This is a genomic window from Mesorhizobium sp. RIZ17 (assembly GCF_051127865.1).
In the GTDB taxonomy this organism is placed as follows: Bacteria; Pseudomonadota; Alphaproteobacteria; order Rhizobiales; family Rhizobiaceae; genus Mesorhizobium; species Mesorhizobium humile.
Window position 1 is genome coordinate 3,600,169 of sequence record NZ_CP147861.1, and the last position, 20,570, is coordinate 3,620,738.

The following is a 20,570-nucleotide window of genomic DNA, read 5'->3' on the forward strand; positions in this document are numbered from 1 at the left end:
CTACAGACTGCCGTATTCGGCAAGGTCAATCAATATGGTTGTTGCAACAAAAAATTGCAAACTTGCTGGACACATCTAGGAAAAAGTGTGAAGCTTCTGGCCAACGAATGAAACGGAGGGAAATTTTGCGCAAATCGCCCGGCTCCTAGCCATATTTTGACGCAACAAATGGCGGATTTAGCGTTGAACGTTCAATCAGGAGGAGGCTCGGTATGATGCCTTCAGTCCTTTTCTGGTCGCGGAATCCCGACCTCTACCTCCTTTTCAGCCATATCTTTGCCACCGAGGGGTTCAGGTCCGTGCTGGCTGGCGATGAGAACCTTGAACAACTGGCGGCGCAGCCGTCAGTAGTGGCGATCCTTCTCGATACCGAAAACAATGTCGACCGCGCATTGGAGCTGTGCGGCCTGCTCAAGGCCAACCGGGCCACGGCACATGTCCGCCTGCTGACCCTCATGCTGGGTGGGAACGAGCAACATCATCTGGATCTGTTAAGGGCAGGAGTGGATGAAACGTTTGTCCGCCCGACATCGCCGGGCAAGATCCTGGCATACCTGCACTCGGTCGTCTCGGGAGGTAAGGTCCCGAAAGCGCGGGGAGATACGGGCATCTTCGATGTGTGGGAATTCAGCCTCGAGACAGGCAGGCGTCTTGTGAAACACGGCTCCACGGAGGTTCAACTCAGTCCCACCGAGTTCAGACTTCTGAGCCTCCTGCTCCAGGCTCCGGGCCGCGTCTTCAGCCGGTCCGAACTTATCAGCGCCGCGTGGCCGCCCAACTACATCGTCCAGCCCCGAACGGTCGATGTCCATGTCGGACGCTTGCGCCGGCTGCTCGAGCAGATGACCGGCCGTCCCATTATCCGCACCGTCCGATCGAGCGGGTATGCTGCGGAGTTCGACTAAACGAAGTTTTTCGTATCTTCACGGTCGCACGAAGTCGCAACGATCGGTCGATCGGAATTTATGAGGAAATTGTTCTTGCCTTCGTTGAGGTGGGCGCGCGGCAAATTCAGCTTCGGACTGTCATTCGACAGTTCGGAGCCTGATTTATGAAAGATCATATTCCCCGTCATTTTGCCGGGCGGACGCATGCAGCCTTCAGAAACACAGCCAGTCTGATCGAAGCGGCCGATACGCATTTCGAGGCCGCTCACTATCAGGGTATCATGGCGGTCTATGTTCGTCCTTCCGAGGGCCGGACAGTCGTCCTGAACCACGATGGCCGCCAGATCGTCGACTTTGTTCGCTGCTCCTATCTCGGCTTGGACAATCATCCGGCCATTGTCGCCGGCGCCGTCGACGCCGTCCGAAGCTCGGGCACGCTTCATTGGTCGTGTGCTCGCACCCGCTTGAATTTCGCCAGCCTGGGCGAATTGGAAGCTTCGCTTTCCGATCTCTTCAACGCGAAGGTGATCACTTACACAACCGTGCTCGCCGCCAACATGAGTGCCCTGCCTTTGATTGCCTCTGGACACCTCACTGGTGGCTATAAGCCGGTCATGGCCTTCGATCGGCTCGCTCACGCGACGCTCGCCTACCACAAGGGAACCATCGCCAGCGAAACGCGGGTCGAGACTTTGGCACACAACGACCTCGCTGGTCTGGAGCGGCTCTGCCGCAAGAACGAGGCGGTCGCCTACATTTGCGATGGCGTCTACTCCATGGGTGGCAGCGCTCCAATCGAGGAACTGCGCCGCCTCCAGGAAAAATACGGCCTCTTTCTCTACATCGACGATGCGCATGGCATTTCGCTGTTTGGCGACAAAGGGCAAGGCTTTGCCAGGTCGCAGATGGACGAGCTTGGCAGCCGAACCATTGTCGCTGCGTCCCTCGGCAAGGGCTTCGGTGCATCGGGCGGCATGTTGATGCTGGGTACCGTCCATCAGGAAAACCTCTTTCGCCGATTCTCGGTGGCTCACGCGTTTTCGGCGTCGATCAACACGGCCGCGATTGGAGCAGGGCTCGCTTCAGCCAGGCTGCACCGCACGGGCGAGCTCGGCCGGCTGCAGGCTGCCCTCCAGGAACGAATTGCCCTCTTCGACGCGCTTATGCCCACCGCGCAAAGCGGAAAGCCGCTTCCCATCCGCACGGTTCATCTTGGCGATGAATTGATGGCAGTCGCAGCCGCTAGGGTCCTTCTGCAAAAAGGCTTCTATGCGTCGGCCATCTTCTTTCCGACCGTAGCCCGCCGGCAGGCCGGCCTGCGCGTCTGTCTGACGGCGGGTCATTCCGAGGAACAGATCCGATCGCTGTGCGCTGAAATCGAAACGATCCGGGATGATATCCGCAAAGCCCATGAGCCATAACGCCTACGGCAACGCGCTCAGGCTGCTGACTTACGCCTTTGCAGCCATGGAGTATGGCAGCTTGAGGCAGGCGGCCAAGGAGCTACGAGTGCGCGAGTCCAGTGTAAGCCGCAACGTCGTTAAGCTCGAACAGCTTTTGGAGATGCAGCTGTTCGAGCGCGACGTTCGCGGTGTTCGTTTGACCGAGGCAGGCCGAGCGTGGACCGAGGTCGTTCGGGCCCACTACGAGGGTTTGCAGGAAGCTTTCCGAGATACCGCCCGCGACAATAGGGACGCAAATTCGCTCAGGATTGGGCTGTGCGCGGTCGCGGGCGGAGAATTCCTGAAGCGCCTTGTCGATCGTTTCCGTAAATCCTGTCCGCATATCAGTTTGACCATTGAGGATACTCCGCGTGAACAATGCGTGACGGCTGTGCGCCGCCGGCGCCTCGATGTCGTCTTTGCGTCTGGGTTCGGCACCGTCACGTCGTGCAGAGCCGAGATGTTGTGGCAGGAGCGCGTCTTCGTTCTCATGCAGGCTGGTCATCCGCTCGCCGAAAAGCAGGCTGTCACATGGGCAGAGCTTGCCGGCATGCAACTGCTCGTGCCGATCGGAACGAGCGGACCGCTGCTGGATTTCCACATGCTCGAAGGCGTCGTCGCCGAAGTGGGTGGCCCCGATGTCAAAATGTGCCAAGCTGGCCAGGCGACGGTCATCTTCAATGTACAGCTAGGCCAAGGCATTGCTTTGGCAGGCGAGAGCTTTGCGCAAACCGTTGCCATTGATGGAACGGCATGGAAACCGCTCCAGGGCCGCAACATTTCGATCAAAGCCTTCTGGCTTGAAACGAACCCGAAACGTGCTGTTTTGCGGCTGGTTGGCGTTGCCAGAAACATGGCCAATACGACTCCACCACCAAAACGCTCCACGCGCACATGCTGTCGTTAGAGCAATTTCCAGCAGCGCTCGTAACAGATTTTCGTCCGGAGTTGAGCAAAACAGTTGCCTCGATGGACGGCGATTCCGCCAATGGCCGAGGAAACAGAAACGCGCTCACCGCGGCCAGGAACGGCTCACCGCAAGTGCCGCATCCCTTGCTCACAGCGCGTCGCTAGAAGGCGGCCCGAACCGAACAACCGGGCAGAGGCCCATGTGAAAATTGAGAAATCTTGTCGCAATGCGGAAGTCGCCGCTCCCGGATCCTAGCAAAGCGTCTCGCACGCCACTCCGTCGCCGTCCCGATCCAGCTTCCGGCCCCAAGAGCAGTTGTACAGGTACCATTGGGCCTCGTCGCACGAGCTGATCTGCGAGCAGTACCGTCGCGGCTCGCACGAATAGCTACCGCTCTGGGCGACCAGCTTGCGGCTGACGACGCCGAGGGGCTGGCTCGATGGCGTCGCGCCGTCGGCATGGGACGCGCGCCAGTCCCACGGTGCTTGGAAGTTGCCGACCCAAAGGCCGACCTTCGCCGCTTCTGCTTGCGCCTGCTGTTCTGAGTAGGTGCCATGGCTGTAGCGGGGCCAGTCGAGCGCCTGGCCATGCTCGACCATCCACGCCGCTACGCTGGCGCCGTCGGCGCGCCTGCAGTCGCCGACAAAGCGGTGATAACGATCCCAGGTCACGAAAGTGCACTGCACCGGCCGCGATGCGGCCAGGAAAGTATCCAACGCTTGGGCCGATCGCCGGCCGCAGGGATACTCGGACCCGTTGGCGTCGTCGCAATATTGGCGGCTCTCGGGCGCGTCGATGCCGTTGAGGCGAATGCGCTGTCCGTGAACCTCAATCGTGTCGCCGTCGATGACGGATGCAACGCCGATGATCGGCTCCGGCTTGGGGCCGATCAAGTTGTGCAGATTCATCTCGGGCAAGCTGTCGCTGCGCTGCATGGCGGTTTGTGCGGCCAAGGCGCCGGCTGCGGCGACAGTCACGAAAATCAGACGCCGTGGCGCACTCGCCCACCGCAGGGCGCGCGATCGCTTTGCTCCGGCGCGCTTGCGCCATTGATCAGATCGATTGTAGTGACGAGACCTATCCAAGCCCTTCCCCCGCTCGGGAGGATGCTCTTAAATAGAATCGAAGTCCACTATGGCTGGATCAGAGCGCCGCCGTATTGCGCCCAAAGATGGTCGCAGTCCCAAGCCCGCAAGCTTGGCGTCCCTGGTTCACCGTATAACACCATTGCACCGCGAACGTCGTATCCAAGCACTGAAGCATTGGCCACGAACTGGATAGCTCTCCCTAAGCTGATGGCGCCGGTCCGGACTTCACTTTTGCTGGTGAGATCGATCACTCCGAAGATTTCCGCGTCTGCGCCTCTGCCGGCCAAAACAGCTGTCGAGATCGCATCGTCCAGGGCAAGGAGCATCGCGTGGGTCCCCGTAAGCGGCGCTAAGTAACTTCGATCCGCGAGATTTGTTCCGCGTCCCTGAAAGAATCTGAGATCAACCTTCCAGTTCAACCGGGGCGTGGTCGGGACTATTCATGCCAGATGGCTTGGTGGAGATCGCGCCGGTCGATTGTCTGGCCGCATGTGATGCTGTTCGCGAGGAGGGGCGCCCCATCTCGGCGCCCGTCGATAGGCGGGCCAAGGTCGAAAGCTCGTCACCCGCGCAATTTCCGGGCCTCGCGTTCCAAGATCTTACGGTTCGTGCCGTGCTCACCGATCAGTTCCCGAACTTGCTCGGGCGTAATCCTGTGCTGCTTGGCGAAGTAGCGGACCTCATAATCCTCGTCCGCGGACACGCGGTCGCGGTCCCGGAAATCGCGCTTCGTCTTGTCGTCTGCCATGGCCGTTCCTCCTGAGAGATGGAAGAACAGCGGCCAAGCGCGAATGTTCCTTGGCTTTTCAGCAAATGCTAACGGAACGATTCCAGCTATGCGATATTGAATCAAATTCGAGTATCGCGTGGGATTTCGATGCGTAAGCCCGCCGGCGGCGTCCGGCTGTCCTTCATCCGCCCGATGGAGCCCGAGCTGGTCGAGCAGCCGCCCAAGGGTGACGGATGGAGCCACGAAGTCAAATTTGATGGCTACCGCACCCAACTCATCAGGGATGCTGACGGCATCCGCCTCTACACCAAGACCGGGATCGATTGGACAGCCAAATATCGGCCGCTTGCCGCGGAGGCGAGCGCGATCGAGGCGGAGAGCTTCATCATCGAAAACGAGACAGTCGTTACCAATGAAGCAGGACTGTCCGATTTCCATGCGCTGCGCTCGGCCATTACTAGGCGCCCGCAGGACCTTTATCTTGTCGCTTTTGATCTCCTCCACCTCAGCGGTCACGATCTGCGCGATATGCCGCTGAAGGACCGTCGCGAGATCCTGCAGGCTCTCATTCCAGGTGGCGGCCATATCCAATTTAGCGAATCGCTGCCTGGCACCGGCGACGCGGTCTACCATCTGGCGTGCGAGGCGGGCCTAGAAGGCATCGTTTCGAAGCGGCTGGACAGCGTCTATCGCAGCGGCGCGACTATGAACTGGCGCAAGATCAAATGCTTCGTCGAAAAGGAAATGGACATCATCGGCGTCAAGCGCGAGACGGGGAAGCCGGCGATGGTGTTGATGGCTGACAATGGCCGCTACATGGGCGGTGCCTTCGTCACCTTCAAGGCTGACAAGCGGCGGCAACTATGGGAACGCGCGCAAGACAAGGCCGGAGCCCCGCCGCCGGCGGGCTTGGCGAAAGAAAAGGCCGAATGGCTGAAACCAGGATTGGTCGGCGTGGTGAAGTTCCTGAGGGGCGAGGACAAGCTTCGCCATGCAACGCTGAAGAATTTTTGGGAGACCTAATCGGCAGGAGCTAGGCTCTTCGCCGCTCGAAAACGGCCCGCAACAGATCCTCTACGGCTGTAACCCATCATCGAAAACGCCGGCGGTTGTACTCATTGTCCGCTACATAGCGGTAGCGCTTGCCCACAACCCTCTCCCCAGGGAAGTATGCCGGCGACGGATGTTGAGCACAAGCTTACGCTAATATGCGTGGGGCGAGAGGGGTTGCTGATGCTCAAGCCAAGACGAAAGCCGCCGAAGGCCTATCCGAATGCCGATCGCTTCGGAGAGGATGGGCGGCGCCTTTATGCGCCTACGACGCAATGGCGCTCGATCCGCTCGGCAAGTCTGGGTCAAACGCATAACGCTCGCCGCAATCGTTCTGGCGCTAGTCGCCGCGGTTCTTGTGGTCGCAGTCTTTAGCCTGTTGCCTCACTGAGCCTACCCGCGATCCTATGTGAATCGCCTCGCTAGGCGTCATCACACCACCCATCAGCGACCTATTCATCTGATACTGCTCGCAGGCGGCTTCGGCGTGCTGTCGAACGACAGTCTCTCGACCGTGGCAACAATCGCCACTGATAATGCCTCGGCCTCGTCGAGCAACGTCGGGCCATAGTGGCCGTTCACCTGTTCCTCGAGCATGATGCCGATGGCTGCGTCCCTCGTCATGAAGAACGTCGCCTTACCGCGTCGCGGCTGACTGTTATCCCGAGATGCTCGCCGCTCACGGTGACGGTGCTTTCGTCAACCCGCGTCACCTCGCCTATGAGGTCGATCTTCTGACCGCTGCTTATGCCGGGAGTCGTGTCGACAATGCTGTGAGGCTGGTTGTACGATGGGATCAGGACCGCCACGCGGTCTTCCGTCACGCGCTTCCGGACGGTCGCGGTAATAACCACCTCATCGCCGACCTTGAAAGAGCCCTTCGCCATACCTGGAGTCTGGGGCGGTGAGCGGCTTAGTCAAGCGTTTGCTAATGGAACATAAGGCTACGGGTGAAGTTGATTAAACAGTCGGCGCGCTCAGCGCACGTCGCGTCGGGCGGGGTAGCACGTAACCAGGCCCACTCTGGATAAGCGTGTCCGCAGGGAGGCCCGATAAAGAGCCCGTCTGGCACCCATGGCAGGCGGGCTCTTTCACTGCCGAATAGACCATAGCAGGTAGCGTAATGGGACCTCAGTCCTCATTGCAGCACGAGGGATTATCGAACAACTTTTACTTACCGCCGAGTTTAAAACCACTTCCCCCCGGAATAGGTGAGGCGGCTAGGCCCGGCTCGCATATTCCTGTGTCACCCTCGATCTGCGAGCCGGGCTTTGCGCCGAAGCAGTTCATTATTTGGCAAAGTCCTTTGGCGGCTCTTCTGCAATGCTGAATTCGTGGACGGTGCCTTCGCGTTCGTCGACAACCCGAAACCAGTGCTCTTGCAAGGCCTTGGTGGAGATCGTCTTTCCCGTCAGGGTCTCTGCGGCGCTGAACGCATCAGGGGCCTCTGTAGACGTCGTGGCAACGAGGCGTTCGCCATAGAACTCTTCGACTTGAAAACACGCCATCGGAAACCCTCCTGAATCCAATGGCAACGCTCCGCGAAAGAGAAGGTTCAAGGTCCAACCAAGATCAGCGGAACCTAATATGCGGATCATGCTTATGGAAAATGATGAGCACGCGCGGCATCAACTTTCTCGATCGATGGATGTCGGAGCATCTGCCAAACGCAATGACAGACGACCCGGCCGCCATTTGCGACCTGGTCGGCCATGTGATGAAGGCCGCAAAACGTGAAGGCATCGACCCGGAAGAAATCAGCGAGGAAGTTGGTAGTGTCTTTGGGGTGATCTTCGACGCGATGCAGCACCGCGAAGGCAGCTTGGCCGAAGGCGATGGAAGCGACAAGACGGCAGAGGTCGCCCTGGATCTGATGGCCGGACGTTTGGTGAGAGAGACGGGCATTACCCACGAGCAAGCCGAAGAGCTGATAAGACAGATCGGAATCGACTGGGACTCCCTGCGTCGTGAGGCTAATTTCTTGAAGAGATGATGAGCGCGTCGACCGCCGCCGCTCCCGTCGCCGCTGGTACATCCGCAGCAGCGACGGGTGCCGGAACGATCGGCCGAAGAAGAGGAATGCCGATCTTCTCTCAGCAAACTAGCGGGGTGTGCGGCCGAGGTCATCCTTCAAAGAGAGGAACGATGTTTGCTCCTCCTCTTGCGAACGATAATCACCAAACGCCATATGGGGCTCGGGTGGGGCGACCTCGTAGGAGATCGCCATGGGCAAGGAGTATCCGTTTTCGGAAGGCACGCTCGGCGGCAAGCTTGCGGCCGGCACAGGCCTATCGGTTTATTGTCTCACATGCAGGCGAAGGGCGATGCTCGACGTCGCCGCGCTGGCCAGGCGGCTCGGGCCTGACCAGCCCTGCCTCCACTGGGATCTGCTGAAAATTATCTATTGCCATGAGTGCCGCGCCGCCGGCCGCAACGACCGAAACCTGCAATTCACAAACCACGCGATGACGCCAGAGCAGCGAAAGCGGTGATAGCGTCTCAATTTGAAATTTAGTTGGAACTAAATCAGCTCGGCACCCGTTGCTGTCAATCGCCGGTAACCATCCACTGGACACCATTGGCGCCTGAGAGACGCAGAACGCGCTCCCGTCTGATTACGGGAGTGCCCTGTGGTCCGCGATGGCGAAGAGCGCGCCGCTCACATACTGGCGCAAAAAGAGTTTCGGGTACGGTTTCTCATGAGGGAAACCAGCATCACCGAAGCACAGGCGCGCGATCTAATCGACCTGATCGGCAATGATTCTAATTCGCTTCTTCGCGAGGCGCGGCTCCTGAATAAGCCCTAATCGGCCGTCCGACCTCAGTCTCATCGGATTAGGGGAGTGGAGTCCAATGTCGGAAGCCCCAAAATATCTCGACCACCTACTTGAATGCCCGTACTGCCACACAGTGCGGCTGCGAATTCCAACGGATGCCGCTCCAACCACTCCAATCACCTGTAGCGATTGCGGCCGATATCTCGGCACATGGGACGAGATACAGACCGACTTTGAGAAGCAGGGCGGCAATGACGGGGTTTTCCGTCTCGACAAGGGTCTCATCAAACGCATTGAATAGCCCTTAAGCGCTTCCGGGCTGAGCAAGGGAGCGCTCCCGCATCCTCGCAGCGAAGGACGCCTTGTCCTTGATCAGTACGTCCTCATAGCCCGATGTGGCATGCCGGCTTCCTCAAACTCGTCACCATAAGCGACAAAGCCAAGTTTCTCGTAAAGCGTGGTCTTGTCTGCCTGGGCCGTAAGAAAGAACCTCATTTCCCCACGCGCCCTCGCAAGTTCCATTCCCAAATGCATCATCCGGGTGGCAATTCCTTTCCCGCGTGCCTGTGGCAGCACAGCGACCCGCCCGAACTTGGCATGCTCGGGCAGAAATACGACCCGCAGCGTGCCGACGACATCGCCGTTATCAATTGCCACGAGGTGAAGCGCCTCAGCATCGTAAGCATCGCGCTCGATCGTCTCGGGCACGCTCTGGCCGACAATGAAAACCTTGCGCCGGATTTCCAAGGCGAGAAGCCCCAGGTCGGAGGCAATTGGGACGGGCAGAATGGTTAGAGCAGCCATGGTGATTGGCCGATGATATCGGCAAAAATTGACCGGCGCCACGCAGGCTCAGTTGAGGCTTGCCGATAAGCCGCGACTTATGCAACATCCGCGGCATGCAGGATCACGAACTCGTCGAGCGGCCCGGCAAGGGCTGGTCACCCTGGAAGGAAGGCGCCGGCCTGGCCAACATAGAGGCGGTCTGGTGGGATGCTCGGGTACTGCATTTCGCCAAGCTCAATTGCTCATGTGCGTTCTCAGGATCCGAACTCGTCGGCATAGAGCATTGGGGCTACGGCGGCGATAAATGGACCATGAAAAAGCCGCCGGTCGAGCATCCACCGCTGCCGGAGGAATTCAGGCTCGAGCGGGAGAGGGTGCGGGAGGAGAGGCTTGCCCGAGCCAAGGCAGAGGCCAAGGCACGCTTCCTTGCCGCCTGCCAGAGGCGCCAGCAAGCGAAAGGCGTCTCGGCAGGTTGTAGGACAGCGCAACGGGGAGACGCGCGTTTGAGGCTCAGCCGGCGAAATAGATCGATATCCCAGCACCTATCACGGACAAGCCTAGCATGAAGGCCATGAACGCCTCAAAACCATCGCCGCGGTTACCGGTTCTGTCCATTGCGATCCTCCCTTAGACGCTCAGCCGGGTTCTAACGTGCTTCGCGTAAGAAGGTTGCGAGGCGAACATCGATTGGTCGCTGCAATGCATGGCGTTGGCCAGGGAAGCCCGCCAGAGGGCGATCGAGGTAAGAGCGGTGTAGGAGAGCGGCGAAGGGAAACGCGCGCTGGTGCCATGTGGGGCGACTCTCACAGGCGGCCCGGCGCTCTTCTCCTGGGGTAGAGGGGCATGGGACACCGGGCCTGGCCGGCTGGAACTTCGAGGAGTGGGCTCAACGGAGTGCACCGGCTGGCAAAGATGTATGCTCTTCTGATGCAGGCGAAACATGCGAATGGAGGAAGGCCGCGCAAGGGCGATGCGAGGAAATGCAGATCGTCCCAGGGCGGTTTTCCCGCCGCTTCATGCTGCTTGGCGCCGCGGCCTCTGTTCCGGCCCGCCCGTCGGAAGCTTCAAGCCCGTCGGCATCCCTGCCGGCGCAGATCCGCGCTCATGGCGGCAGGCGATCGAACAGCAACTTAACGACCCGTTCGACCGCGCCACGGCGTTGATCACCGCTCTCGACGTCATGGAGGCCGATTGCGACCTGGAGGACGGTGCCGACGCCGCGCCCTGGTTAGGATGGGGCGAGCGCGGACCGAAATCCGTCAGCAGCGTATTCACCGACGGCCGCGGCAGTTCCCACTGCGATCGGGAGCTTGAGGACGAGCATGGCGGCGATATCCAGGACGAGCCGCATGACGAAGAAGAACGCGAAGGCGACCACGCCGACATGACAGCCCGGCTTTATCGAGGGCGGGCAGGGCCTCTGAAATTTGCCAGCTGACGAATTTGGCCCGGCTGCTCAGGTGGCCGGGCCCTTAGTCTTTATGAGGAACGATATATCCGACGGAGCGGCCAATCCCGCGTGTGACCACGACAGTCGCAAAACCGGCCGGCAGCGAACCTGTGACGGTTGGGTCAATGGGGCGACAGCGGCCTATTAATTTCCCATTGGGACCGTCGGCAAGCCTGTCAGCCAATGACGTTCGACATTGCTCCATCGATGCAAACATGGGGGACGTCGTGTCCACGGGTTTGCAAATGGAAGCCGCGCCCGGGCTGCACGAGAGCAAAACCATCACTGCCGCGGTTGCCGAGTCCATCGTCTAAGCTCCCTTGTGTGGAAGCTGCAACGCTCGCGAAATCGCTTTGTTTCACATTTTGCTAAAATTAGACACGCAGGCCCGGAGGCTTAGGCTTCCGGGCCTTGTTCCGACCGAGATCGATTTACTCAGCGGTGCTTTTGACAACGACTCGGTGATGATGCCTGTGATGGCTTTTTTTGATGACCAACTTCGTGGAGTGATGATGCCGCTTGCCGTGATCATAGAAGGCGACCGTGCCGTGGCGACGGTGATGGAGACGATGCCCATCCTTAATGACAACGGCTGTGCTATGGTGATGATGCCTGTGATGCGTCTTGACCACATCTGCCTCGGCAGCGGATGCGACAGCCGGAGCGGCGATGCAGAACGCCAGAGCGGCGAAAAGCACTGTTTTCATTGCGATTGAACCTTCAGGTTGGATTGCCCCTTCGTCGCAACAACTCGGCTCCTGGCGGACTTGTTCCAAAGGCGCTCTTACAGTCATTACGGCATGGTGAATTTTCAGCGATGCGGGCGCCTAGCCTTCGGCAACCATTTTCAACGCCAACGATTGACGGAATCCGGTAGCGGGCCGAGAATACCCCCCTCTTCTTGCTTTATTCCCATCTGCCCGGCTGCTTCGGTGGCCGGGTTTTTTCACGCCTGCGTGAGAGCGGGAACGCGAAGCCGGGATGCCGGTTCTCCTGTCAGGGCCTAGGCATTTCCCCAACAGATATGGCCCCTCGGTCTCAGGCAACCGACGACCTTCCCCCGTCCCCCGCTCGCAGAGCGTCGGTTGCCGGCTTTCTGCGTTGGCTTGTTTTGCGCCTGGCGGCTTCGGCTTCCGGACTCATTTCATGTCGCGCTTCATGTCGCGTCCAGTAGCCGCGCATCAGTGAAAACCGTTGAAAACTGCGGCGTGCCAGTTGCAACATGATGCAACATGCTGACGCCGCATATCTCTCACCAACTCCTTGATTTTGTTGGTGATCCCGCCAGGAATCGAATCTGTGACCTACAGATTAGAAATTTGTCAGACGGGCTTTCCTGATGTTTCTCGTTGCACGCCCAACACCGCGCTTGGGCTTTCGGATTTGGAAGGATGGTTCACTCAGCTCGCGGCTTTGAAGAATCCTGTCCGGCGGGAGTTCCATCTGTTCATGCTGCTTTCGGGCCATCGCCCTGAAGCGATCAGGAAGGCACGGTCGAGCATGTCGATTTTCCTGCCCGTGTCCTGCACATACCCCGACCGAAGGGCGGCGAGGTCAAAGCATTCGATATCCCGCTTTCGAACGCCATGATCCGTTGTCTGGTTCGCGCGATGCGCATTGGTCGGGCCCTCTATGAAGAGCAATCCCGGGATTGGCTCTTTCCGGCCGACAGCGAAAGCGGTCACATGGCCGAACACAAGGAAAAACGCCACGATCTGTCGAAATGGGGCAATGACCTGCGGCAGACTTTCCGCACCATCGCCCAAGCCATTCCGGGCCGGTCGATAATTGTGATCTCGCCGCGCTTGGCATGGATCAGCCCCCTGGAACGACGGACTTCCCGACCTGGCATCTGCTTTCCCTAAAAGGATGATGGCAGCCGCATTTGCCCGACGACGGGTACAGATTCCTATCGCCCCATCAATTTCGGTAACGCCCGGCGCCAAGTGAATGCGTGTCTGCTAATATAAGCGGTTTCGCGCACACACGCGCGTGACGAACAGGGAGGATGCGTACCATGATGATTTCGTCGCGATCTAATGGCCGATCAATGCTCCTTTTGCTCGGACTGGCAAGTGCGGCAGCCCTTGTATCTGGAAGCGAGGCACTGGCTGCTGAGGGTCAAGAAGGCGTAAAGACAACCCCCGTCCTAACGACCGACAGTCCTGACCTGAAATGGCAGGACATCGGCGACCTTCCGCCTGGCGCAAAAGTCGCTGTGCTGGCGCAGTCCGGCGACTGGAGCGTTGCCCGTGTAAAATTTCCACCTCACTACGTCGTTCCGCCGCACAGCCATCCCAACGCGGAGGCCGTGTGGTTGATTAGCGGTCAGGTTGGGTTCGGGTTTGGAGATAAGGTCGACCAGACCGGCCCATGGCTTAAGCCGGGAGCGTTTTTTGCGTTACAGCCTGGAGGCAAGCACTACGTGTGGACCGGAGATGAAGGGGGGATCATTGACGTTCAGGTTAGCGCCCCTGGTGGCATCACTTTCGTCAACCCGGCTGACGCTCCGAAGAAGAAGTGAGAAAAGATGAGAGCCAAAGGGCAGCGAAGAAAGCGCGCCGCTGGTTTCTGCTTAAACACGGGAGCGGCCCGGTAGTCAGCTCAGGAGGGCTACCGGGCCTAGCCCGGCTGGAACTTCGAGGAGTCGGCTCAACGGAGTAGCAGCGGCTGGCAAAGATGTATGCGCTTCTGCTGCAGGCGAAACATGCGAATGGAGGAAGGCCGCGCAAGGGCGACGCGCAAATTTGGTCTAACCCTCGTCATCGTCGGCAAGGTATTCTCTGACGCTTCCGAAGTCGCGGTACATCCCGCCGTCTGGATGCTTTTTCTCATGCCAGGCGATGGACCAATAGCCAGTGTCCTGAAGATCCTCCATTGCGCGGACTCGATCAGCAACAAATGGGAATTGCTGTTTGAGAAGCGCGTTGACTGCATCCACCCCGCCCAGTCGAAAGGCTTGCAGGCATATGTCGTGAAACATTGTCTTATCCCCGCAAAACTTGCAGGAGCAGCATTGCGCAACTATTGCGCGCGCACAAGCGGGCCCTTCCTCGCACGTCCTAGATTGGCAACAGCAGCACCAGCACCACGAAGACGGCCCCTAGAAGACAGCTCCACATTCCGATCAAATCCCGCCGCCGGTAACTCCAGACTGCACCAACCAGCATCAGGCAAGCCAAGGCGTCGATTAGAAGCGTGCCCATCAAGAGGACATGTAGCGCAAAGCAGTCTTGGCAAGCGCGAAATCCGCCGACGACCGGGCATCAAGACGGTGCCGGGGTTCGGCGGACGCAAGTTCGGCCTGGAGAAGGCCGCACTGAACTAAGCGGCCTTAATCCCGGCGACGCAGGCCGCTGCGTCGCCCTGCTCTCTGGCGGCGGACAACAACTCGCCAGAGAGCAGTCACATAGGGCATAGGTCGCAACGGAAGCCGCGGTTCTCGCTGAACCCATGCTGCCCCACGCCGGTCCAGCTCACGCCAACGGCGCAGCGCAGACGATGGCGAATTGAATGCGGCCGCGGTGCGCCGCCTGTCACGAAACGTCGGTCCGAACCGTCAGGCTGGTAGCTAAGGTGAAGTTCGGCTCGGGTCAGGCAGCCAATCTCGCAGATTGCACTTTCCAATTCCGCGGTAGGAGTTCAGCCAAGCCTAGGGCAGCCTTGTCACCGGCTTTGTCGCCAGCGCCTTGGCACTGGTCAGCGGCGCCTGGGCGGCACTCGCGCTGCGCGTGCAAGGATGAAGCGCTTGCTTGGCGTGCTGTTCTTCATCCCCAGTGCGGTTCCTTCGATGGAAAGGTTGGCAATTTGGTCCAAATATCCCGAAAGCACATGTTCAGCTTTCAGCCCATTCCAGACATTTCTTGGCGTCCAATTCGCCTCAGGGTGCGTGCGACGCATCAAGCGTCGCCGAGTTCGTGAATGACTGGTTGCATGTGGCTAGGCGTGACATCGACCGTCGCCAACGTGATCGGCAGCTTGAAGCGCCGCCGGCCGGCGCTGCCGGGATTTAAGTAGAGCACCCCATCGACAGTCTCGATCTTTGGAATGTGAGAGTGGCCCGAGATTACCATGTCGATGCCAAGCGCGGCCGGCGAGATCTGCAGCGTCTTCAAGTCGTGAAGCACATAGATCGTTCGCCCCGCAAGCCGCACGAGCTCAGTCTCAGCGTACTGCGCGGCCCAGGTTCCGGTGTCCACGTTTCCTCTGATGGCGGTGACCGGCGCAATCCTTCGAAGCGCGGCGATGATCTCTGGCCTGCCTATATCTCCGCCGTGAATGATATGATCGACACCGGCCAGGCGACGCTCTGCCTCGGGCCTCAACAAGCCGTGTGTGTCCGAAATGATGCCGATCCTGAATGTCATCGTTCGAGCTATGGGAACCCAAAGTGCTTTGGGATCAGATACGATCGATCTGGGCCCCGTACCCGGGGGCGCGAGTCCACTTTACCTTTCAAAAGCGGACATTCTGAATTTATGAATACGCGCCCCTAGACCGTAAGGATTGTGAAATCCGTTGCGACCGCGGAGTTCGCAAACGTCTGCATGGCCTCGGCTAGGATTTCCTCATCAGAATAGCGGCCGGAGATGTGGGTGAGAACGAGTTGCTTCACATGGTTGTTCGCCGCCACCGATGCGGCTTCCGCCGCTGTGAGATGGCCGTACTCGCGGGCCATGCCTGAATCTCGTTGAAGGAACGTGGCTTCGATGACCAGCAAATCGGCGCCGCGTACCTGTTCTCTCAAACCATCGGTGGTCTCGGTATCGCCGATAATGACGAGCTTCTTGGCGCCTTCGGGCTGCCCAAGAACTTCTTCAGGTGCAACCGCCTTGCCATCGCAGAGGATGATGGAGCGGCCCTCCGCCAGTTCCTTTCTGATTGGACCATCCGGCACACCCAGCGCCGCCAAACGGTCCGGGCGAAGGTGTCGACGCGGCGGCGTCTCGAATACGAACCCGTAGCTATCGGTATCGCGATGTCGGACTTGGAAGCAGTCGATCCTGAACTCATCTGCGTCGACGACCAAACCCGGCGTCAGCGGCACGAGATCCAAAGAGATCGGCGCCCGACCTTCGCCCCATAGACCCGCGAGCATGCGGGCAACGACGTCGAGGGTTTCCCGGCTTCCGTGAACGGACACGAGTTCTTCGCTCTGCCTGAGCCGAAGTGTCGAGAACAGCCCCGGAATCCCGAGCACGTGATCGAAGTGCGCATGCGTGAGAAGCAGACGGTCGAGCCGCCTGAAGCCGGCTCGGGCACGCAGCAGCTGTCGCTGAGTACCTTCGCCGCAATCAACCAAGATCCGCTGGCCTCCGGATTCAATGAGGAGACTTGGATGATTGCGTTCGGCCGAGGGCACGCTCGCCGAGGTGCCAAGGAATGTCAGTTTGAAGGTCATGAGGCCAGTGTAACCTCATGAACCACCAAGCAAAGGGTCTGCGGGAACACCCTTTGATACGTGAATCGATCTCATGGACGATGGCCTGATCATTTGCCGGGGCCACTTCAAACGGCTGCTTTGCGCCGCATGGTAGTCGTTCCGGCTAGTGGTACAGTTTCCTAAAAGCGGACGCTCAGACAGCAGTCACGTCGCCTTCGCCGCGTCCGCTGGCGTCGTCCTGGCGCTAGCTTGGTGGCCGTTTTAAAGCATCGAGCGGCCGAGACTTAGGGCTCCTTCCACGTCGCCCGGAATGTCCTCGACCAACATGGAAATCGCAGCACTGATTTCGATCGCGACCATGGCTTGTTCGGTCACATTGCTGTCGGCAGGCATACGGCTCAGGGCTGACCTACGGCCGCCGCTATTCGATCATGGCTTTGCTGGGCCTCACGGCGAAGGAAGAGGACGACGACGTCAGAGTGAATACCTTTGTGGCGGGGCAGGCATAGGATGTCTCCGGCAATTAATCGGGGTATGAATACGTTCCTGATTTGTTCCGCTAGAGTCGACCTCTTACAAAGCCACCGGTTTGCTCACATATTATTGCAAGGAATTCTGACGGGGGCGTTGGATGGTCGACACAGGCTTTCTCAACAAGTTTGAAGAGTATTTTGGCAGACGCGCAGCCAAAGCGGTGGTCCGGCATCATTGGCGCCGGTGCGATTGTAGTAGTTCTCGGTACCGCATGGAGCTACGTCAGTCCCATCGTGGCATGGGCCAATACAGACGGAATTAGCTGGTCTGTATTCGCCTTCCGCGTCCTAGGCTTCCTTATCTCGATTGGTGCGCTGATATCGGTGGGAACCGTGTTCGCGCAGGCCACAGCCAATCGAGCCCGTCAACACCAGTTCCTCGCCGACTTCGAGACCGTGACGGAGAAGCTGGAGAGTTTTTCAAAGGGCATGGACAAGGCGATAGGGGTCCAAGAGGAAACCATGGGGATCTTCGCCGAGTCCGTCGCGATCCTGGACAATCTGAAGGCCAAGAAAGAGCCCCAGACCCTTCGGGAGACCATTAAGAAGAGCAAGGCCAACCGCGACCAGATGCGCCGCATGAGCGACCAGGCGCGCGAAATGGCAGCCGACCTCATCGGGGGGAATCCGGTCAAAAGGTAGGACGCCCGGCAGCTGTCCGATCACATCAAAATTAATTGCGGACTTCACATGCTTGTCGCACTCTGCGGGCTTCGTAGCTTTCGAGGAGGAAAGGCTATGTTGTACCCCGGCCAAATCGTCATGGACGACGAACTTGCGATGCTTGCCCGAATCCATAAAACCCTGTGCGAGGAGCGCGGGATTTTGCTCGACAGCACGCGCGGCCAGAAACTGGCGGCTCACCTTTTCAAGCTGTTCTTGAACGGGCTCACTGAGGAAGACGAGATCCTGTACGCCGCGCGGAACCGAGGCCCTCTGGTGCTACCGCCCGGCCAGGGTATCGAGCATTCTTTGGCGGGTTAGCACGTTCGAGCCAATCGCCGGCCGAACATCCCCGATGAACGCGGCCAGCGACGGCAGCTTGTCACCACCGAGTTCGTCGCCTTCACGGAGCGCAGTCGAAGTCGTTGAGCCACACACCATAAGCTCGATTGGCGAACATGGTCCACTAAAGCTCCAACTGTCAGCGAGATGAAGCGAACGTCAACTCTCAGGAACCTGCCGCAGTGCCTCGAATGGCCGCAATGGGTCGGCAGCAGAACGGCAGCTTGTCGCTAATGCCGGCCAATACCTGACGGTCCGCTGTCGGCCCCCAAGCTGCCGGTCGGCAATGCGCCTCAACGCAGACGTATCGCCCGCCTTTGCGACATCCCATAAGCGGACACATGCGCGCGGTGTGAGGTCGCATACTGCCAGAAGGGAGACCGACGCAGCCACCCATGGGGGTCACCGCGATGACGGTTAGGTGGGAAGATGGCCAGCGGTCGACCAGCGCAGGAGAATTGTCGAATACATGAGAAATTGCTAATATAAATCTGGTACCCGGAGGGCTGCCGATGTCGATCCACGAGGAACTGCAGGTTTTCTGGAATGCCTATGTGGCTGCCTATCGAGCCGGCGACGCCCAAACATGCGGCGCGATGTTTACGGCCGATGCAGAGCTACATTCGCCCTACGCGCCTCCTGCTCGGGGCCGCGACGCGATCGAAGCCCTCCACGCAACCTGGACGAACGGGCATAGCGAGGCGACCGACAAGAAAATGACAGTGATACACGCGGGCAAATCTGGTGACTTGGCTTGGTGCCTGGCTACCTATACCGAGGGCTTGGAGGTCGGCAACGGTACGTCGGTCGACGTCTTCGAACAACAGGCCGACGGGTCGTGGCTCATACGCATGTGCAGCCTTAACAGCACCGACTGAGGGCTTTGGTTCGTTGTCGAGTTGGCCGCGGAGGCGATGGAAATGAAGCAGATAGACTTCTTCTATTTCTTCAATGCACAATTACGATAAGATGTTTGGCATTTCAGGTTTTCGGGGTCCAATGTCTGAGGTGGACTGGCTTAGCCATCTCTTGCAAATCAATACCGTTACCGGTCAGCTCGAGGTTCGCTGCGCCTACGGTGCGCTGTGGCGTGTTGCCTGGGGCCGATCGGCGGCCAACGAGATCCCCTATCACGTCATAGTCAAGGGTCGGGCCATTCTCGACGATCCGGGGCGAAAACGGCGCGTGAGCTAGTGAGCGGAGATATTGTATTGCTCCGTCACGGGCGCGGCGCATGTGCTGCACGACGGTAGCGGGCAAACGCCCATCCGGACGCACGAAAGCCTGGGCTCCGCCGGATGGATGCTGAGCGAGAACGACGGCCAGGGCGAGCAACTGGATCTGCTGTGCGGGCGGTTCTTCGTTGCGCCGCCCCATGAACGGCTGATTCGCAACTACCTGCCCACGACTCTGGTGGCGAGGGCCCTGGACACCCAGGAAGAAACGGCGAACCGCTCTATCTCTTGTTTTGACGCAATTCCGGACGGAAAACCGCTGACACTTTTCCCGGAATTGCTTTAGTCGTTCGACATCGAGCGCGCCATGTCGAGAAAGGCGCGCACGAGCTTGCCGCCACTGCGTTCGCGCAGGCAAATCAAGGCTTCGTCCATCAGAGTCTCGGGCGCATTGATCGAAATCGGCACCAGTCGGGAATCATGGCCGAACTCGGCCGCCGAGACAAAACCGACACCGGCCCCTGAGGCAACGATCTCGCGGACAGCCTCACGCCCCTCGGCTTCGATGACGGGCTTGAGTTCAACGTTCGAGGCGGCAGCGAGATCTTCCAGCTTCTTCCGGGTCTTGGAGCCACGTTCTCGCATCACTAGCGGTTCCTGCGCCAGCTGTGTGAGCGTCAGCGACTTCCTGGCCGCCAGCGGGTGGCCGGCGGATACGAAGGCGATGATCGGCGTAGAGTTGAGTTTGAGTATCTCGAAATCGCGCCCGGCGGGCACTTCGCCAAGCACCCCAAGATCGGCTTCGTAGCTGTAAAGGTTGCCGATCACGCTTTCGGTGTTGCCGGAGCGCAGGGAAACCTGGACTCCAGGATAGCGGGCACGAAAGGCGCCGAGGATGTGCAGAAGGTGGTGCGCGGCGTCGGCGACGATGCGCAGCGTACCGGAGCGCAACGCGCGCGATTCCGTTAGCAGTTCCAGCGCCTGCTGCTCCGTCTCGAACATGCGGTGCGTTATCTCCAGCAGCCTCTGGCCCTGAGCAGTCAGCGTCACCTGCTTCTTGTTCCGGTTGAACAGCAGCACGTCATATTCTTCCTCGAGCTTGCGAACCTGGTCGGAGATCGCTGGCTGGGTGAGGAAAAGCGCTTCGGCCGCACGCGAGAAACCGCCGGAAATCGCGACCTGATGAAATGCTCTCAGTTGCACGTAGCGCATTGACTTGGCTCCCGTTGGCGGCTGCGGGTCGATCATAGACGATTCTGATATAAAGATAGAAATGAACGATTTGATTTATGTCTTGTCCGGTTTCATTTTCGCTCCGAGCCAATGCCGATTGGCCGCCGCTTCTGAGCCGACC

The 20,570-nt window shown here is 59.2% G+C and carries 28 protein-coding genes and 1 pseudogene; 16 read left to right on the forward strand and 13 right to left on the reverse strand.

The genetic code is table 11. The features are described 5' to 3' along the window. Positions 1–212: 212 nt before the first annotated feature. From WDX12_RS17170 to WDX12_RS17180, 3 genes are all read left to right on the forward strand, one after another. Complete coding sequence (locus tag WDX12_RS17170) at positions 213–905, forward strand: winged helix-turn-helix domain-containing protein (RefSeq protein ID WP_434721331.1); 693 nt, start codon at positions 213–215, stop codon at positions 903–905. Positions 906–1,051: 146 nt separating this feature from the next. After that, entirely contained in the window at positions 1,052–2,308 is a 1,257-nt protein-coding gene (locus tag WDX12_RS17175; RefSeq protein ID WP_434721332.1) for an aminotransferase class I/II-fold pyridoxal phosphate-dependent enzyme, read from the forward strand. Beyond that, positions 2,298–3,236 carry a LysR substrate-binding domain-containing protein gene (locus tag WDX12_RS17180; protein WP_434721333.1) on the forward strand — a complete coding sequence of 313 codons (939 nt, stop codon included), beginning with the start codon at positions 2,298–2,300 and terminating at the stop codon, positions 3,234–3,236. Before WDX12_RS17175 ends, WDX12_RS17180 begins: the two co-directional genes overlap by 11 nt. 254 nt (positions 3,237–3,490) lie before the next feature. Here the strand turns inward: WDX12_RS17180 and WDX12_RS17185 are convergent, their stop codons facing one another. The 3 genes from WDX12_RS17185 to WDX12_RS17195 all read right to left on the reverse strand — a co-directional run bounded on the left by WDX12_RS17185 (position 3,491) and on the right by WDX12_RS17195 (position 5,075). Beyond that, positions 3,491–4,192 carry a thermonuclease family protein gene (locus tag WDX12_RS17185; RefSeq protein WP_434721334.1) on the reverse strand — a complete coding sequence of 234 codons (702 nt, stop codon included), beginning with the start codon at positions 4,190–4,192 and terminating at the stop codon, positions 3,491–3,493. 179 nt (positions 4,193–4,371) lie between these two features. Continuing rightward, on the reverse strand, positions 4,372–4,653 hold the full coding sequence (locus WDX12_RS17190; protein ID WP_434721335.1) for a hypothetical protein: 282 nt from the start codon (positions 4,651–4,653) through the stop codon (positions 4,372–4,374). A 236-nt stretch (positions 4,654–4,889) separates the two neighbouring features. Then, positions 4,890–5,075: a DUF3606 domain-containing protein gene (locus WDX12_RS17195; RefSeq protein WP_434721336.1), complete on the reverse strand. Its 186-nt coding sequence runs from the start codon at positions 5,073–5,075 to the stop codon at positions 4,890–4,892. A gap of 129 nt (positions 5,076–5,204) precedes the next feature. On the opposite strand from WDX12_RS17195, the gene WDX12_RS17200 reads away from it, so the two are divergent. Then, on the forward strand, positions 5,205–6,080 hold the full coding sequence (locus tag WDX12_RS17200) for an ATP-dependent DNA ligase (RefSeq protein WP_434721337.1): 876 nt from the start codon (positions 5,205–5,207) through the stop codon (positions 6,078–6,080). Positions 6,081–6,563: 483 nt separating this feature from the next. On the opposite strand, the gene WDX12_RS17205 is transcribed toward WDX12_RS17200, so the two are convergent. The 3 genes from WDX12_RS17205 to WDX12_RS17215 all read right to left on the reverse strand — a co-directional run bounded on the left by WDX12_RS17205 (position 6,564) and on the right by WDX12_RS17215 (position 7,615). Beyond that, positions 6,564–6,731, reverse strand: a complete 168-nt coding sequence (locus WDX12_RS17205) for a hypothetical protein (protein WP_320293558.1) — start codon at positions 6,729–6,731, stop codon at positions 6,564–6,566. Continuing rightward, complete coding sequence (locus tag WDX12_RS17210; RefSeq protein WP_434721338.1) at positions 6,728–6,994, reverse strand: hypothetical protein; 267 nt, start codon at positions 6,992–6,994, stop codon at positions 6,728–6,730. Before WDX12_RS17210 ends, WDX12_RS17205 begins: the two co-directional genes overlap by 4 nt. Before the next feature lie 402 nt (positions 6,995–7,396). Continuing rightward, positions 7,397–7,615 carry a hypothetical protein gene (locus WDX12_RS17215; RefSeq protein ID WP_434721339.1) on the reverse strand — a complete coding sequence of 73 codons (219 nt, stop codon included), beginning with the start codon at positions 7,613–7,615 and terminating at the stop codon, positions 7,397–7,399. Between the two features lie 104 nt (positions 7,616–7,719). Here WDX12_RS17215 and WDX12_RS17220 point away from each other — a divergent pair, with 104 nt between their 5' ends. The 3 genes from WDX12_RS17220 to WDX12_RS17230 all read left to right on the forward strand — a co-directional run bounded on the left by WDX12_RS17220 (position 7,720) and on the right by WDX12_RS17230 (position 8,914). Further along, positions 7,720–8,100 carry a hypothetical protein gene (locus WDX12_RS17220; RefSeq protein ID WP_434721340.1) on the forward strand — a complete coding sequence of 127 codons (381 nt, stop codon included), beginning with the start codon at positions 7,720–7,722 and terminating at the stop codon, positions 8,098–8,100. A gap of 232 nt (positions 8,101–8,332) precedes the next feature. Continuing rightward, a complete protein-coding gene (locus WDX12_RS17225) occupies positions 8,333–8,599 on the forward strand; it encodes a hypothetical protein (RefSeq protein WP_434721341.1) in 267 nt (88 codons plus the stop codon). 138 nt (positions 8,600–8,737) lie between these two features. Continuing rightward, entirely contained in the window at positions 8,738–8,914 is a 177-nt protein-coding gene (locus WDX12_RS17230) for a hypothetical protein (protein WP_434721342.1), read from the forward strand. 342 nt (positions 8,915–9,256) lie between these two features. Here WDX12_RS17230 and WDX12_RS17235 read toward each other — a convergent pair whose 3' ends face one another. Next, positions 9,257–9,688, reverse strand: coding sequence for a GNAT family N-acetyltransferase (locus tag WDX12_RS17235; RefSeq protein WP_434721343.1), 432 nt, complete (start codon positions 9,686–9,688; stop codon positions 9,257–9,259). 95 nt (positions 9,689–9,783) lie between these two features. Here WDX12_RS17235 and WDX12_RS17240 point away from each other — a divergent pair, with 95 nt between their 5' ends. The 3 genes from WDX12_RS17240 to WDX12_RS17250 all read left to right on the forward strand — a co-directional run bounded on the left by WDX12_RS17240 (position 9,784) and on the right by WDX12_RS17250 (position 11,836). Further along, complete coding sequence (locus tag WDX12_RS17240; RefSeq protein ID WP_434721344.1) at positions 9,784–10,236, forward strand: hypothetical protein; 453 nt, start codon at positions 9,784–9,786, stop codon at positions 10,234–10,236. 380 nt (positions 10,237–10,616) lie between these two features. Next, complete coding sequence (locus WDX12_RS17245) at positions 10,617–11,108, forward strand: hypothetical protein (RefSeq protein WP_434721345.1); 492 nt, start codon at positions 10,617–10,619, stop codon at positions 11,106–11,108. Positions 11,109–11,473: 365 nt separating this feature from the next. Further along, the gene (locus tag WDX12_RS17250) at positions 11,474–11,836 is read left to right on the forward strand and encodes a hypothetical protein (RefSeq protein ID WP_434721346.1); all 363 of its coding nucleotides are present in this window, start codon (positions 11,474–11,476) and stop codon (positions 11,834–11,836) included. Positions 11,837–12,520: 684 nt separating this feature from the next. Here the strand turns inward: WDX12_RS17250 and WDX12_RS17255 are convergent. Next, a complete protein-coding gene (locus tag WDX12_RS17255) occupies positions 12,521–12,886 on the reverse strand; it encodes a hypothetical protein (RefSeq protein WP_320293568.1) in 366 nt (121 codons plus the stop codon). A 251-nt stretch (positions 12,887–13,137) separates the two neighbouring features. Between WDX12_RS17255 and WDX12_RS17260 the strand changes: the two genes are divergently transcribed. Then, positions 13,138–13,644: a cupin domain-containing protein gene (locus tag WDX12_RS17260; protein ID WP_320293569.1), complete on the forward strand. Its 507-nt coding sequence runs from the start codon at positions 13,138–13,140 to the stop codon at positions 13,642–13,644. A 228-nt stretch (positions 13,645–13,872) separates the two neighbouring features. Here WDX12_RS17260 and WDX12_RS17265 read toward each other — a convergent pair whose 3' ends face one another. The 4 genes from WDX12_RS17265 to WDX12_RS17280 form a co-directional block, all read right to left on the reverse strand. Then, positions 13,873–14,103, reverse strand: a complete 231-nt coding sequence (locus tag WDX12_RS17265; protein WP_434721347.1) for a hypothetical protein — start codon at positions 14,101–14,103, stop codon at positions 13,873–13,875. Between the two features lie 916 nt (positions 14,104–15,019). Then, a complete protein-coding gene (locus WDX12_RS17270; RefSeq protein WP_434721348.1) occupies positions 15,020–15,487 on the reverse strand; it encodes a metallophosphoesterase family protein in 468 nt (155 codons plus the stop codon). 125 nt (positions 15,488–15,612) lie between these two features. Continuing rightward, positions 15,613–16,521: a ribonuclease Z gene (locus WDX12_RS17275; RefSeq protein WP_320293572.1), complete on the reverse strand. Its 909-nt coding sequence runs from the start codon at positions 16,519–16,521 to the stop codon at positions 15,613–15,615. A gap of 243 nt (positions 16,522–16,764) precedes the next feature. Then, positions 16,765–16,896 carry a hypothetical protein gene (locus WDX12_RS17280; RefSeq protein WP_434721349.1) on the reverse strand — a complete coding sequence of 44 codons (132 nt, stop codon included), beginning with the start codon at positions 16,894–16,896 and terminating at the stop codon, positions 16,765–16,767. 11 nt (positions 16,897–16,907) lie between these two features. Here WDX12_RS17280 and WDX12_RS17285 point away from each other — a divergent pair, with 11 nt between their 5' ends. The 5 genes and pseudogenes from WDX12_RS17285 to WDX12_RS17305 all read left to right on the forward strand — a co-directional run bounded on the left by WDX12_RS17285 (position 16,908) and on the right by WDX12_RS17305 (position 19,562). Next, the gene (locus tag WDX12_RS17285; protein ID WP_434725657.1) at positions 16,908–17,012 is read left to right on the forward strand and encodes a hypothetical protein; all 105 of its coding nucleotides are present in this window, start codon (positions 16,908–16,910) and stop codon (positions 17,010–17,012) included. Between the two features lie 162 nt (positions 17,013–17,174). Next, a complete protein-coding gene (locus tag WDX12_RS17290; protein WP_434721350.1) occupies positions 17,175–17,678 on the forward strand; it encodes a hypothetical protein in 504 nt (167 codons plus the stop codon). A gap of 120 nt (positions 17,679–17,798) precedes the next feature. Continuing rightward, positions 17,799–18,020 carry a hypothetical protein gene (locus tag WDX12_RS17295; protein WP_320293574.1) on the forward strand — a complete coding sequence of 74 codons (222 nt, stop codon included), beginning with the start codon at positions 17,799–17,801 and terminating at the stop codon, positions 18,018–18,020. A gap of 533 nt (positions 18,021–18,553) precedes the next feature. Further along, positions 18,554–18,919, forward strand: coding sequence for a YybH family protein (locus WDX12_RS17300; protein WP_434721351.1), 366 nt, complete (start codon positions 18,554–18,556; stop codon positions 18,917–18,919). Between the two features lie 121 nt (positions 18,920–19,040). Continuing rightward, positions 19,041–19,562 (forward strand): annotated as a pseudogene (locus WDX12_RS17305) (cupin domain-containing protein). Here WDX12_RS17305 and WDX12_RS17310 read toward each other — a convergent pair. Continuing rightward, a complete protein-coding gene (locus WDX12_RS17310) occupies positions 19,559–20,428 on the reverse strand; it encodes a LysR substrate-binding domain-containing protein (RefSeq protein ID WP_434725658.1) in 870 nt (289 codons plus the stop codon). The pseudogene WDX12_RS17305 and the gene WDX12_RS17310 sit on opposite strands and share 4 nt — an antisense overlap. Between the last annotated feature and the right edge of the window lie 142 nt (positions 20,429–20,570).